At 71.0% G+C, this 13,805-nt stretch carries 10 protein-coding genes; 7 read left to right on the top strand and 3 right to left on the bottom strand.

Annotated features, from left to right (window positions below; all coding sequences use genetic code 11):
• Positions 1-2 precede the first annotated feature (2 nt).
• Both AA23TX_RS19225 and AA23TX_RS19220 read right to left on the bottom strand, forming a co-directional pair.
• Positions 3-266, bottom strand: a complete 264-nt coding sequence (locus AA23TX_RS19225) for a WXG100 family type VII secretion target (RefSeq protein ID WP_155543870.1) — start codon at positions 264-266, stop codon at positions 3-5.
• Positions 263-3,601, bottom strand: a complete 3,339-nt coding sequence (locus AA23TX_RS19220; RefSeq protein ID WP_155543869.1) for an FtsK/SpoIIIE domain-containing protein — start codon at positions 3,599-3,601, stop codon at positions 263-265. Before AA23TX_RS19220 ends, AA23TX_RS19225 begins: the two co-directional genes overlap by 4 nt.
• Positions 3,602-4,237: 636 nt before the next feature.
• On the opposite strand from AA23TX_RS19220, the gene AA23TX_RS19215 reads away from it, so the two are divergent.
• The 3 genes from AA23TX_RS19215 to AA23TX_RS19205 all read left to right on the top strand — a co-directional run bounded on the left by AA23TX_RS19215 (position 4,238) and on the right by AA23TX_RS19205 (position 8,480).
• Positions 4,238-4,828 carry a hypothetical protein gene (locus AA23TX_RS19215; protein WP_155543868.1) on the top strand — a complete coding sequence of 197 codons (591 nt, stop codon included), beginning with the start codon at positions 4,238-4,240 and terminating at the stop codon, positions 4,826-4,828.
• Entirely contained in the window at positions 4,825-5,955 is a 1,131-nt protein-coding gene (locus AA23TX_RS19210; RefSeq protein ID WP_155543867.1) for a glycoside hydrolase family 3 N-terminal domain-containing protein, read from the top strand. Before AA23TX_RS19215 ends, AA23TX_RS19210 begins: the two co-directional genes overlap by 4 nt.
• A 131-nt stretch (positions 5,956-6,086) precedes the next feature.
• The gene (locus tag AA23TX_RS19205) at positions 6,087-8,480 is read left to right on the top strand and encodes a glycoside hydrolase family 2 protein (RefSeq protein ID WP_155543866.1); all 2,394 of its coding nucleotides are present in this window, start codon (positions 6,087-6,089) and stop codon (positions 8,478-8,480) included.
• Between the two features lie 62 nt (positions 8,481-8,542).
• Here AA23TX_RS19205 and AA23TX_RS19200 read toward each other — a convergent pair whose 3' ends face one another.
• Positions 8,543-8,908 carry a DUF488 domain-containing protein gene (locus AA23TX_RS19200; RefSeq protein ID WP_155543865.1) on the bottom strand — a complete coding sequence of 122 codons (366 nt, stop codon included), beginning with the start codon at positions 8,906-8,908 and terminating at the stop codon, positions 8,543-8,545.
• A 56-nt stretch (positions 8,909-8,964) separates the two neighbouring features.
• Here AA23TX_RS19200 and AA23TX_RS19195 point away from each other — a divergent pair, with 56 nt between their 5' ends.
• From AA23TX_RS19195 to AA23TX_RS19180, 4 genes are all read left to right on the top strand, one after another.
• Positions 8,965-9,555: a hypothetical protein gene (locus AA23TX_RS19195; protein WP_155543864.1), complete on the top strand. Its 591-nt coding sequence runs from the start codon at positions 8,965-8,967 to the stop codon at positions 9,553-9,555.
• 50 nt (positions 9,556-9,605) lie between these two features.
• Complete coding sequence (locus AA23TX_RS19190; protein ID WP_155543863.1) at positions 9,606-11,177, top strand: acyl-CoA synthetase; 1,572 nt, start codon at positions 9,606-9,608, stop codon at positions 11,175-11,177.
• A gap of 201 nt (positions 11,178-11,378) precedes the next feature.
• The gene (locus AA23TX_RS19185; protein ID WP_155543862.1) at positions 11,379-11,600 is read left to right on the top strand and encodes a hypothetical protein; all 222 of its coding nucleotides are present in this window, start codon (positions 11,379-11,381) and stop codon (positions 11,598-11,600) included.
• A gap of 107 nt (positions 11,601-11,707) precedes the next feature.
• Positions 11,708-13,780 carry a putative Ig domain-containing protein gene (locus tag AA23TX_RS19180; protein WP_155544529.1) on the top strand — a complete coding sequence of 691 codons (2,073 nt, stop codon included), beginning with the start codon at positions 11,708-11,710 and terminating at the stop codon, positions 13,778-13,780.
• Positions 13,781-13,805 lie beyond the last annotated feature (25 nt).

The following is a 13,805-nucleotide window of genomic DNA, read 5'->3' as shown; positions in this document are numbered from 1 at the left end:
GGTCACCGATTCAGCAGGCGAGCCTGCGCCGCGAGCGTCTTCAGCGCCTGCGCGAGCTGTTCCAGCTCACGAGCGTCCTGGTCCAGCCGTTTGGCCACCTGGTCCGCCGCCGCCCGCGCCTTGTCGGCGGCACTTCCGTGGAACCGGTTGATGTTCCGCAGGGAGCTTCGGACCCGGTTGGCCTCCTGCTGGACGTGCTCGCGCGACTGGCCGAGCAGGTGCGCCGCGCGGTCGACTTCGTCCGGGTCGAACCCCTGGTAGCTCATCGGGTCTCCGTCCGCGCGGCCGCGGCGTCGGCCGCCGCCGCACGCCAGGTCTCGTCGGGTCGCGGGAACAGCCGCAGCGTTTCGGTCCGGTCGTCGTCCGGCTCGTGCAGGATCACGTAGTGCTCGCCGAGCTTCCCGGCCGCCCCGGTGCCCACCAGCCGCTGGGACGCGTCGACCGAACACTGGCCGACGACCCGGGCGCCGAACTGGCCCAGCCCGGCGTGCCCCAGGCGCCGGTCGACCGCCTCCACCGACTCGGTCAGCACAACCGTGTGTACCCCGTAGTCCGGGCCCTCCGCGAGGATGGTCAGCAAGTTCTCGCGAGGCGAACCCTCTTCGCTGTAGGTGTTCTCGTCCCCGAGAACCCGCGCCCGCTGCAGCGCGTTGAGCACGACGATGGTCCGCTCACCGCTGCGTTCTTCCTCGAGCCGCCGCCGCACCTCGGCCGCCAGGTCGGCCAGCGCGCCGGCGATCTTCCCGTGGCCCACGCACGTCGCGTTGTCCCCGATCTCGAGCACGTGCCGCAGCTTCTCGTGCTCCTCGTCGTCCTGACCGAGGCTCTCCAACCCGACGATCCGCAACGGATCAGCGGTGGACAGTCGCGCGGTGGCCAGGGCCACGGCCAGCGCGCCGACCGCGTGGCCCGCGTCCCGGTGCACGATCAGCAGGTTCGCCCCGCCCGCACGTCGCAGCCCGACCCCGCCCGACCCCTTGATCGCCACCGGGAGACCGAGGTGCAGCCAGAGCCGCTTCCCGTCGACCCGCGCCGTGCCGTCGACCAAGCCCTTGACCTGCTCATCCTGGCTCACCTCCACCGGCTTGGTGCCGTCGAAGACCCGGGGCGTCCGGGTGAAGTCGTCGCGGATGGCCGCCGCCCGGGCCTCGGCGATGGCCGCGTCCCGCGCCGCGTCCTCCGTGTGCGCGACCTGGAACTCGACGTTGCTCTCGGGCCGGCCGCCGCCGTCGTTGAAGATCGCCTGACCCGGCCGGGTCAGGCGCGCCCCGGCCGCGTTCTCGTCGCTGAGGAACAAGCGCGAGTCCGTCTCGCTGGTCTTGAGCACGATCCGGACGGCGACCTGGTCGAGGGTTCCGCGCAGCAAGCCCATCGCGCCGTGCCCGCGCAGGGTCTGCGTGCCCAGGACCGTGTGCACGCCGAACGCGCGTCCCTGCCGCACGACGTGGTCGAGCAGCTGCGCGCATTCGTGGGCGATCCGGTCGTCCTCGGCGAACAGCACCTGGAACTCGTCGACCACGACGACGATCCGCGGCAGCGGCTTTCCCGTGCGTTCGCGGTATTCGGTGAGGCCGTCGGAGCCTGCGCCCTGCGGGCCCCTCAGCAGTTCGGCGCGCCGATCGATCTCGGCGCGCAGGTCACGCAGGACCGACAGGCCGAAGTCGCGCTCGCTCTGGACGGCGACGACGCGCGCGTGCGGTAGCGCACCGTCGGCGTACGGCTGGAATTCGACACCCTGCTTGAAGTCCAGCAGGTACAACTCGAGCTCGCGCGGGTCGTACCGGCGGATCGCGTTGACGATCAGCGTGTGGAACAACGTCGACTTGCCCGACCCCGGCAGGCCGCCGACCAGCACGTTCTGGGAGAGCTTGTGGCCGAGCCGCAGGTCGAGGACCTCGCGGCGGCCCTGCAGGCCCAGCGGGATGTCGACGCTCTTGGTCGTCTCGGCGCCGGTGCCCGGCTCGACCAGCGTGGCCGCGTCGATCTTGACCTCGGCCGCCGATTCGGTGGCGGCCGCGTAGCCGGCGACGATCGCGTTGGCCGCCTCGGGCGTGAACGACAGGGGAAGGCACGGCACGCAGCGCACCGTCTCCCCGAGTTCCAAGGTCGCGTGCATCCGTCCTTCACCGCCCAGGACGAAAGCGTGCGGCCGGAGGGGCTGTGCGTTCATCCACGGCGCCGACGCCGGCGCGCCGCCCCGGTTCATCATCACCGGGTAGTGCCCGGGACCGTTGTCGAGCCAATAGCTGCCGGACTGCGCCTCGTCGGTGACCACCAGCACGGCGATGCCGAGGCGGGCGCCGCCCTCCACGATCTGGCGCAGCCGCTGGGCGGAGTCCTCGGAGAACGCCTGCGGGTAGCCGGTCACCACGACCACGTGGTTCGGTTCGGCCAGCTGACCCGCCGCGGCGTTGTAGGCGTCGAGATCGGGAAACGTGTCCTTGAGCGCCCGCTGTTCCAGCTGCGCCATCCGGTCGCTGACCCGGCGCAGCGCGGCGGCGATGTCATCCGGCTCGGACCAGACGGCGTCACCGATGAGCTGCTTGCCGGTTTCGAGCAGTGACAGCAACGGCCCGGCGCTCTGGCCGCGGCCACGCGGATCGATCCAGGTCAGTGTCAGCCGCCCCGGGAGCGCCCTCGACATCTGGTCGAGCACGATCCCCGTCACGGCGCGGCAGGCTTGCTCGTACGGCATGTTCTTCTCGTCCGCCAGGAACACGATGCTCTGGTACACGTGGTCGACGTACGGCAGCCGGGCCCAGGCCTCGTCCGGCAACGGGTCGAACGTCCAAAGGTGGTGCGGAACGCGGCGATCACCCAATTCGGCGGCGACGACCGGGTCCGTCCGCCGGTAGGTGTCGAACTGCCGGACCGCTTCGGGCCACAACGCCGAGTGCCGGGCGACCGGGGACGTGAACGGACGGGCGAGTGGCCGCAGCGCACCGACCTCGTCCGTCCGCACGCTTTTCGCACGCTCCACGGCGATTCGCGCCGCGTCGACGTGTTCGTCCCAATGCTTCACCAACGACTCGGCTTCCTCCGCGATCAGCGAGGCGGGGTTGCCGATGATGAGCTTCTTCCACAGTGGACTGCGATGGTAATCGTTCCGGACGAGGATCAGGCTCTGCATCCCCTCAGTGCTGATTCCCAGCGAGGACAGCAGGCCCCCGCTGCGGCCGAGCGAGCCCTGCGGGAGTTCTTCACGCAAGATCGCCGCCCCCTCGCGTAGCTGCCGGTAGCTCGTCTCGACCCGGCTGACCGCCGCGGCGAGCTCGTCCTCGGTCTGCGCGATCGCCACGAGAACGGAGTTGGGATCGGCGCCGTTGATGTCGCGGCCACCTTGGCTGCCTGCCCGCTTCTCGAGCAGCGGCCACACCGCCTCGGGCGCGTTCAGCGCGATCGCCGACAGCAGCAACGAAAGCAGGTCGCCCACGTAGGTCCCGGTTTCCCGAGCCTGGCCGAGTTCGACGACGAACGGGCCGAGCTGTTCCGACGCCTCCAGCACCGCCGGGGCTACTTCACGAACCCCGACCTCGGCCAGTTCCCGGCGGAGTCCGTCCGTCGAATCCGCTTCCGGCGTCCCCCGCAGATGCGGACTCACCCTGATCAAAAAGCACAACGCGAGGAGCAGAAACGAATTCCGATCGTCGAGCAGACCCTCGGACGAGGCCAAACGAAGACGGAACTGGCGCGAAAGTCGTTCTTCGTCGTTGTCGCCCACCGACCGCAGCCGAGTGATCGCTCCGGCCAGTTCGTCGAGGACGATCTCGGTCGTTTCTTCAGGCAGGAAGGGAGAGACCCCCTGAGGCACGGCTGAGTCGCCGGAGCCGGTTCCGACACGGGCGATCGTGCTGATTTCCACGGGCAGAACCCCTCGACGCTCGACGGTGAATCACTCTGCCCAGACTGTTCGCACGATCGCCGACCGGTGTTACGGATTCACCCGGGATAGTTGTTTTCCACGAAACCGGGACCGAGGAAAACGACCAACCCCGGGGATTTGCTGCAACATTTCCCGCGACGGATCCGATAGTGACACCGCGCGACCGGGTCCGGTCGCCGTGAGGCGAGGTGTGCGATGCAGTTCTGTTCCCGTTGTCACCGCCGGACTTCCGGCGTCGCGTGTTCGTGTTCGGAATCGAACGTGGCGGGAACCGCTGTCACGCGAGTACCGCCGCGGACCTCGGATGTCGCGCAACGAGCCGCTGCGCGGCGGTCCAACCGGACCGTCGCGCTGGTGGGAGTCTCGGTCGCCGCGGTGGTCGGGCTCGTGATCGCCGTTTCGGTGTCGGCGAACCCCGGACGCGGCAGCTCCTCGTCCGGTTACAACGCGGCGAGCGCGGGCAGCGCCGGGCGCGCCGGCTCCGGCTCGGGCGGCTACCAGCCGACCTACCAGACCTACGCGGGCTCGCCGACCACGGAAACCTCAGTGGCTCCGACCTTCTCGGGCGACGCACTGGAGCAGCTCCGCCAGTATGCGAACGCGGACCTCTCGTCGGTCCGGGCCACGTTGGAGGACCACTGGGTCGCGCAGCTGAGCTCCAAGAAGGTCGGCATGCCGGCGGACGGGATCGTCTACGACGCGCCCGCGATCCTGCAGGATCACCTCACCCTCAGGAACCGCTACGCCTCGGTCCGGCTCATCTGGACCCAGGATTGGCGGAGCTTCAAATACCCGGACTTCTGGGTCACCGTGCAGGACCAGGCGTTCTCGACCGCCGACGACGCGAACGCGTGGTGTGACGGCCAGGGCCTGCCGAAGGACGATTGCTACGCGAAGCGGCTGCGGTCCACCGGCGGCTACGAGGGGAACACGAAGGTCCGATGACGCGGACCAGGCTCCTGCTCGCGGCCGCGGTCGTGGGCGGGCTTTTCGCGGCCGCCATCTCCGGCCCGGCGGCCGGTCCGGACTCCGGCGGCGGGGCCTCGGCCCCGGAAGCCGCCGGCGCGGGCAAGACCAGAACGTGCGAAGCGGTCGTGGCCGGACTCCCGGTGCGTCACCTGCTCGCGCAGTTGCTTGTGGTCGGGGTGGACGCCGGCGATGTCAAGACCACCGCTCGGCTGGTGCGCACCGAGCAGGTCGGCGGGATCTTCCTCGGCGGCAACGCCACGGCGATGCTCCGCGACGACGCCGTGGCCCGGATCCAAGCCGGCGCGGAACTGCCGGTCTCGGTCGCCGTCGACGACGAAGGGGGCCGCGTCCAGCGAATCGACGCGCTCGACGGCGAGCTGCCGAGTGCGCGAGCCGTCGCCGCGACCTCGACCCCGCGCCAGGTCCACGACCTCGGTGTCCGGCGGGCCCACGCGCTGCGGGCGCGGGGTGTGACCGTCGACTACGCACCGGTGCTCGACGTCAGTGAACAACCGGATCACGCCGTCATCGGTGACCGGTCCTACAGCGCCGACCCGAGAACCGTTACCACCTACGCCTACGCGTTCGCGGCGGGCTTGCGCGAGGGTGGGGTGACGCCGGTCTTCAAGCACTTCCCGGGACACGGTCACGCTCGCGGCGATTCGCACCGGGTGCTGCCGGAGACCCCGCCGCTCGACCGGCTCACGACCACCGACCTGGTCCCCTACGACGGCCTCGCGGCGTTCGGCGCCGCCGGCGTCATGGTCGGTCACCTGTCGGTCCCGGGACTCACCGCCGGGAGACCCGCTTCGCTCAGCCCCGAGGCCTACCGGCTGCTCCGGACCACTTACCACTTCGCCGGTCCGGCGGTCACCGACGACCTCGGTGCCATGCGGGCGATCACCGTCGACCATCCCTTGCCCGAGGCGGCACTGCTGGCGCTCCAAGCGGGTGCCGACCAGGTCCTGTGGTCGTCCGGCGGGCACGTCGAGGACGTCTTGAACCGGCTGCTTGCCGCGCTGGGATCCGGTGAGCTGAGCGCCGGCCGCGTGCGGGAAGCCGCGTTCCGGGTGCTTGTGGCCAAAGGCGCATGTCGAGCCTGACGCGGCTCGCGAAACCGTCCCGGGCGGTCCGCACCTCGACTCTGCGCTGAGAGCCAACCCTTTGATCGCTTGTGACGTCTAAGCCGTGAGAAGCGATTACCGAGGTGGGACACCGAGCACGGAGGTCGTCGATGGCCGAGGCCAAGCCGCGCCTGACGCGGCGCGGGTTCCTCGCCGCGGGCGGGGCCGCGCTGCTCGGGGTGGCCGCCGTCGGGACCGTTGCCGGGTCGGCCGGGCTCGGTGAGCCGGACCCGGATGCCGTGCGGCTGGGCGATTTCTGGTTGTTCGGGCGGTATGAGGACGGCTGCGCGGATCTCGAGTTCGACGAGATCGACCTCTCGCCGGTGCAGCTCCCCCACTGCGTGACGCCGCTTTCGTGGACCGGCTGGCAGCCGCCGTCGTGGCAGGACCGGTGGATCTACCGCAAGCACTTCACCGTGACCGCGGCGATGACCGCCGAACGCGTACGGGCCCGCTTCGACGGCGTCATGACCAACGCGGCGGTCTACCTCAACGGCGGGCTCGTCGCGACCCACGAAGGCGGTTACCTGCCCTTCGAAGTCGAGCTTCCGCAGGTGACGATGGGCGACAACGTCCTCGCCGTGGTCGTCGACGGGCGCTGGCAGCTCGACGTCCCGCCCAACCTGCCGAGTGCCGCCGGCCCGTCGGCGATCGACTTCTACCAGCCGGCCGGGATCTACCGGCCCGCCTCGATCGGCACCGTGCCGCGGACGCGGCTGGCCGACGTCTTCGCCCGCCCGGTCGACGTCCTGGGTCCCGGTCGGTCCCTGCACCTGACGTGCGAACTGGACACGACGGTCGCGCTCGGCGAGCCGCTGCAGGTGACGGCGTCGGTGCGGCAGGCCGGGCGGGAGCTCGCCCGCGGCGGTACCACCGTCGCGCCGATGCCGGTCGGCACCAGGACCGTCGAGTTCGACGTCGGCGGCCTCGGCGCGGTCCGGCTGTGGGACGTCGAGGACCCCGCGCTCTGCGACGTCGTCGTCAGCGTCCGGTCCGGGCCGCGGGCGCTCGACCAGCAGGTCGTGCGGGTCGGCTTCCGCGAAGCGGAGTTCACCCCGGACGGCTTCTTCCTCAACGGGCGGCGGCTCAAGCTGGTCGGCCTCAACCGCCACCAGTGGTACCCGTTCGCCGGCGGGGCGATGCCGGACCGCGTCCAACGCCGGGACGCCGAGATCCTGCGGCGCGAGCTGAACTGCACGATGGTCCGCTGCTCGCACTACCCGCAGTCGAGCGCGTTCCTCGACGCGTGCGACGAGCTGGGCCTGCTGGTCTGGGAGGAGATCCCCGGCTGGGGCCGGATCGGGGACGCCGCCTGGCAGCAGCAGAACTTCCGAGACGTTTCGGGGATGATCATCCGGGACCGCAACCACCCGAGCATCATCGTGTGGGGCACCCGCGTGAACGAGGCCAACGGCACGACGGCCATGTACGACCGGACCGGGAAGCTCGCGCGGAAGCTCGACCCGTCGCGGCCCACGAGCGGCGCGCTGGCCACCACCACGGGCGCCCGGTACGCCGGCAGCGACGTCGAGATCCTGGCGTACAACGACTACACGGCTCGTCGCGGCGCGCCCTTCCAGCTGCGCCCGCCGCGCGCCGGGGTCCCGTACCTGGTCACGGAGACGATCGGCACCATCGCCGGGGTTCGCGCGTACCGCCGGATCGACCCGCCGGCGACCCAGCAGCTGCAGGCCGAGCTGCACGCGAAGGCCCACGACCTGGCCGCCGCCGACGACCGCTACTGCGGGCTGCTCGCGTGGTGCGCGTTCGACTACCCGTCGGGCTGGCAGCGCTCGGTGGGCGGGTCGAAGTACGCCGGGGTGGCCGACTTCTTCCGGATCCCCAAGCCCGCGGCGGCGTTCTACGCGTCGCAGGGTGACCCGCGGGTGCGGGCCGTCGTCGAGCCGGGTTTCGCCTGGGACTTCACGGCGTCGCCGGCCGGACCGGGACGGGCCGCGACGATCTGGTCGAACTGCGACCGGCTCCTGCTGTTCCTCGACGATCAGCCCGCCGGTGAGGCGCGGAGCCGTCGCGCGGAGCTCCCGCACCTGAAGCACCCGCCGTTCGCCGTCGACCTGACGGTGCCGCGCGGACGGCGACCCCAGCTGCGCATCGACGGTTACGTGGGCGACCGGCTGGTCGTGTCGCGTCGCTTCAGCGGCGACCGGACCCGCGACGTGCTGGGCTGCGTCCCGGACGACACCCAGCTGCGCGCCGACGGCGGCGACGCGACCCGGGTCGTGGTGTCCGCTTTGGACCGCTTCGGCACGCTGCGCGCGGGCGCGACCGGCCAGGTGACGCTGGCCCTCACCGGCCCGGGCGAGCTGGTGGGCGACACCACGGTGGACCTGGGAGCGACGGGCGGCGCGGCGGCGGTGTGGCTGCGCCCGTTCGCGGGTCCACCGGGAACGCTGACGCTGACCGCCCGCCACGACACGCTGGGCACGGCGACCGCGACGGTGACCACGACCGCCAGCGGCTCCGAAGGCGGCGCGCGGTCGTGAAGGGCCATGTTCGCGGGGTGGCGGATTCGATCTTCGCCAGCTCGCCGACCCCGCCCGCGACGTCACCCCTCGCCGGTGAGAACTTCCGCCAAAACGGCCGCCTGGCTGATCGCCGGGGACCCGCTCGCCGTCAGCAACGTGACCGGTCCCCCGGCCGCCAGCTCGCGCAGCCGATCCAGGGCCGCCGCGCGGTCGGTCTCGCGCAGCTCTGCCCGGTAGCGCTCGGCGAACTCCGCGAACCGCGAAGGATCGTGGCCGTACCACGTGCGCAGCTCGTCGGACGGGGCCAGTCCGCGGTACCAGCCGTCCAGGACCACGGCCGTGCGGGCGGTACCGCGCGGCCAGAGCCGCTCCACGAGCACGCGGACGCCGTCGGCGGGCCCGGCCGGGTCGGCCACGCGCGCCACCCGGACGACCGTCGGCTGCATGCGCGCATTCTGCGGTGCGTCCGCGCGGACCGCCACTCCGGAAAGCGAGGCCGCCGGTGCGCAACCGCGTGACCCCCACCGGCGACATCGTCGACATCCCGCTGCGCGGCGCCTGGACCGGCAACCGGGGCGTCCTGCACCGCGGCCACGAGATCGTCCGCTTCCACGGCGGCGACCTGTGGATCACCTGCGCACTCACGTTCAAGAACCGGTGGCGCGAGCAGTGGCTCCCCCACCGCTACACGCACCTGTACTTCCACGACGAGGCCGTCTCGTTCGCCGCCGGGCACCGGCCCTGCGGCGAGTGCCGCCGGCCCGCCTACGACGCCTACCGCGACGCCTGGCCCGGCACGCCTTCGGCGACCGCGATGAACCGGCGGCTGCACTCCGAGCGACTGGTCCGCGGCACCCACGCGAGACGCCTCCACGAACGGGACTGGGCCGATCTCCCGGACGGCGTCTTCGTGCTGCGCGGCGAGCACCCCGAGCTCAAGGTCGACGGGCACCTCACCGCCTGGACGACGGCGGGCTACGGCCGGAAACAGCAGCTGCCCACGGCAGGAACCGTCCCGGTGCTGACCCCGCCCGCCACGATCGCCGTCCTGCGCGCCGGCTACCCCGTGCAGATCGACGACAGCGCCCGCTGAGCGGTCTGCCGTGGCTTGCGCACCGCCGTGGTGCGGCCGAGACTGCCGGGATGGATCAGCACCTCGTCGACCGCGCCCGGCAGCACTCGCTCGGCGATCTGCTCCGCCGGACCGCCTTGCGGCTGCCGGACAAGCTCGCCGTCGTCGACGGGAGCGCGAAGCTGACTTTCGCCGAGTTCGAGGCCGCCGCCAACCGCTGTGCCCACGCCCTCGCCGCCCGCGGCCTGCGCAAGGGTGACCGGCTCGCGCTGCTGAGCCACAACTGCTTCCAGTACGGCGTTCTCGCGTTCGCCACCGCCAAGCTCGGCGTCCTCCTCGTGCCGGTCAACTTCATGCTCGGCGCCGACGAGATCGCCTACATCCTCCGCCACGCCGAGGTCACGGCGTTCGTCGCCGAAGACGCCCTCGAACCGACCGCCGCCGAGGCCCTCGAGCTGGCGGACCTGGGCGACGTCGTCCGCGGCCGCATCCCGAAGAGCGGCGGCGGTACGTGGGAGGACATCGGGCCCTGGCTGTCCGAAGGGGACGACACCGCACCCGGCGTCCTCGTCGCCGACGACGACCCGCTGCGGATCATGTACACCTCGGGCACCGAGTCGCGGCCCAAGGGTGTGCTCCTGTCGAGCCGGTCGCTCATCGCGCAGTACGTCTCGTGCGTCATCGACGGCGGCATGAGCGCCGACGACGTCGAGGTGCACTCGCTGCCGCTCTACCACTGCGCCCAGCTGGACTGCTTCTTCTCCGTCGACGTCTACCTCGGCGCGACCAGCGTGATCCTGCCCGGTCCGGAGCCCGCCGCGCTGCTCGCCGCCGTCGAGCGCGAGCGCGCGACGAAGCTGTTCGCGCCGCCGACGGTGTGGATCTCCCTGCTGCGCCACGAAAACTTCGACCGCACCGACCTGTCCAGCCTGCGCAAGGGGTACTACGGCGCGTCCGCGATGCCGGTCGAGGTCCTGCGCGAGCTGCGCCGCCGCCTGCCCGGCGTCGAGCTGTGGAACTTCTACGGCCAGACGGAGATGGCGCCGCTGGCCACGATCCTGCGCCCGCACGAACAGCTCGACCGCGCCGGCTCGGCGGGACGGCCCTCGCTCAACGTCGAGACGCGCATCGTCGACGACGAGGACAATCCCGTGGCGCCGGGCGAGATCGGCGAGATCGTGCATCGGAGCCCGCACGCCACCCTCGGCTACTACCGCGACGACGCCAAGACCGCCGAGGCCTTCCGCGCCGGCTGGTTCCACTCGGGCGACCTCGGCGTCGTCGACGACGACGGTTACCTGTCCGTCGTGGACCGCAAGAAGGACATGATCAAGACCGGCGGCGAGAACGTCGCGAGCCGCGAGGTCGAAGAAGCGTTGTACCTGCTCGACGGTGTCGCCGAGGTCGCCGTCTTCGGGATCGGCCATCCACACTGGATCGAAGCGGTGACGGCGGCCGTCGTGCCCCGCGAAGGCGTCGTTCTCGACGCTGCGCAAGTGATCGACCACGCAAAGGCACACCTCGCCGGTTACAAATGTCCCAAGTACGTCGTGTTCACGGACCGGCTTCCCAAGAATCCCAGCGGAAAGATCGTGAAGCGCGAATTGCGGGAACGACACAAAGGACTCGCGACCGAGGCCTGAGCCACCGAAAACTCCTTGCGTGGCACGGAGGACCACGGATACCGTCGGCTCACCGCCACCGCTTTCCGAGGAACGCGGGACGTGCGTCCCACCAGGGCCGACCGGCCCGGAAACGAGTTGGCCAAAAGCCATGGCGCGGCGCGTCCGTCGGGTCTAGTAATGAGGCCGTTCCTCGTTCCCGAACCCCGAAAGGATCCTCTCGTGTCCGTTTTCCTCGCCGTTCTGCTCGCCCTGGGCGCCGGGCTGTTCGTCGGCAGCCGCGTCCACAGCGCCCGCGAGGCCCGCGCCAACTACTCCGCCTACCGGGCCCGCACCGCCAAGGGGTTCGGGGAGATGATCCGGTCCGGGGTTTCGGCCCTGCTCGCGGTGGCCGGCGCGCTCGTGCTCCTCTTCATCCTCCTCAACGTGCTCCAGCAGGCCTGACGCGGAACCCGACTCATGGCGGGTTGTTGCCGCCCCGGTGGCGGCGGAAGCTTTCTCCTGGCCCCGACGGGCGGGGCCGGGAAAGGACTCCCCCCATGAGATCGAGGGTGCTTTCTGCTGCGCTCAGTGTGGCCGTGGGCCTGCTGGGCACAGTCGTCGTCGCCGCGCCGGCCGAGGCCGCCGCGGTCTGCGGTGACCAGGTCGTCGGCAACGGCGGGTTCGAGAGCGGTACCGCCCCGTGGACCCAGACCAGTGGCGTGATCTCCGCCGCCACCACGGCGGAGCCCGCGCACGGCGGGACGATGGACGCCTGGCTGGACGGCTACGGCAGCACGCACACCGACACCCTGTCCCAGGCGCTGACCCTCCCGGCCGGCTGCGCTTCGGCGTCACTGTCGTGGTGGGCGCACGTCGACACCAAGGAGACGACGACCTCCACCGCCTACGACAAGCTGACGGTGCAGGCGGGTACCGACACCCTCGCGAGCTACTCGAACCTCGACAAGAACACCGGGTACGTCCAGCGCACCGTCGACGTGTCGCGCTACCTGGGCCAGACCGTCACCCTCAAGATCACCGGCGCCGAGGACTCGAGCCTCGCGACCAACTTCCTCCTCGACGACTTCTCGCTGACCACGACGGGCACGAGCAACCCGCAGTCGCCGGTCGTGACCTCGCCGGGCGCCCAGTCGAGCGCCGTCGGCCAGGCCGTGTCGGTGCAGGTCCAGGCCACCGACCCGCAGAACGACGCCCTGACCTACACCGCGACCGGGCTGCCCGCCGGGCTGGCGATCGGCGCGAGCACGGGCAAGATCACCGGCACCCCGACCACCGCCGGGACGTCGTCGGTGACCGTGACGGCCAAGGACCCGGCCGGCAACAGCGGCAGCGCCACGTTCGCCTGGACGATCACGACGGCGCCCGCGGACTCGACGCGCACGCCGATCAACCCCGCCTACACGGTGAACCTGACGTCGGACAGCTCCGGCACCACGTGGACCGGCCACCAGAGCGTGAGCTTCACCAACGGCTCGGCGTCCGCGCTGCCCGAGGTCTACCTGCGGCTGTGGGACAACTACCACGGCAGCTGCCCGACGACGCCGATCACGGTCACGAACGTCACCGGCGGCACGGCGTCGGCGCTGAGCGTCAACTGCACCGCCATGAAGGTCACGCTGCCGAGCCCGCTGGCCCAGGGCCAGTCGGCGACCATCGGCTTCGACCTGAGCATCGTCGTGCCCAGCGGCGCCGACCGGTTCGGCCACGACGGCGCGTACAACATGATCGGCAACGCGCTGCCGGTGCTCGCGGTCCGCGACGGCGCGGGCTGGCACCTCGACCCCTACACCAACAACGGCGAGTCGTTCTACACCGTGATCGGCGACTTCGACGTCACGCTCGTGCACCCGACGTCCCTGCTGACCCCGGCCACCGGCTCGTCGACCGAGACGACCAGCGGCACCACGACGACCACGCACGCGACCGCGTCGAAGGTGCGTGACTTCGCGTGGGCTTCGGGGCCGTTCGCGAAGATCACCACGACGTCCGGCAAGGGCGTGCGGGTCAACGTGTACTCGGTCAGCGGGATCTCCACCAGCAGCGCCAACCAGATGCTGAGCCTGGCCGCCGACTCCATCGACGTCCACTCGGGCCGCTTCGGCGACTACCCGTACGGCGAGGTGGACGTGGTGCTGGACAACAACTTCTGGTTCGGCGGCATGGAGTACCCGGGCTTCGTGCTCGACCTCGTGTCGACCACGGCGCTCCCGCACGAGCTGGCGCACCAGTGGTTCTACGGGATCGTCGGCGACGACGAGTACAACTCACCGTGGCTGGACGAGAGCTTCACCGACTACGCCACCGACCTCTACCGCGGGATCACCGGCAGCGGCTGCGGCATCACCTGGCAGTCGAGCGCGGAGAAGCTGACCAACTCGATGGCTTACTGGGACGCGCATTCGTCCCGGTACTCGACGGTCGTCTACAACTACGGCAAGTGCACGCTGCACGACCTGCGGCGGACGATCGGCGACACGGCGATGGCGAACCTGCTGAAGTCGTACGCGCAGTCGCACTGGTACGGCGTGTCGACGACGGCCGAGTTCAAGGCCGCGGCGCAGGCGGCGGCCGGGTCGACCGACCTGACCTCGTTCTGGGCCTCGCACCGCGTCGAGGGCTAAACCGGTTGGTTCCCCGCCCCTGCGT

Origin of the sequence: Amycolatopsis camponoti (genome assembly GCF_902497555.1) — a bacterium.
In the GTDB taxonomy this organism is placed as follows: domain Bacteria; phylum Actinomycetota; class Actinomycetes; order Mycobacteriales; family Pseudonocardiaceae; genus Amycolatopsis; species Amycolatopsis camponoti.
Note: the sequence above shows the minus strand (reverse complement) of the source record. Positions and strands in the feature narration are given on the sequence as shown.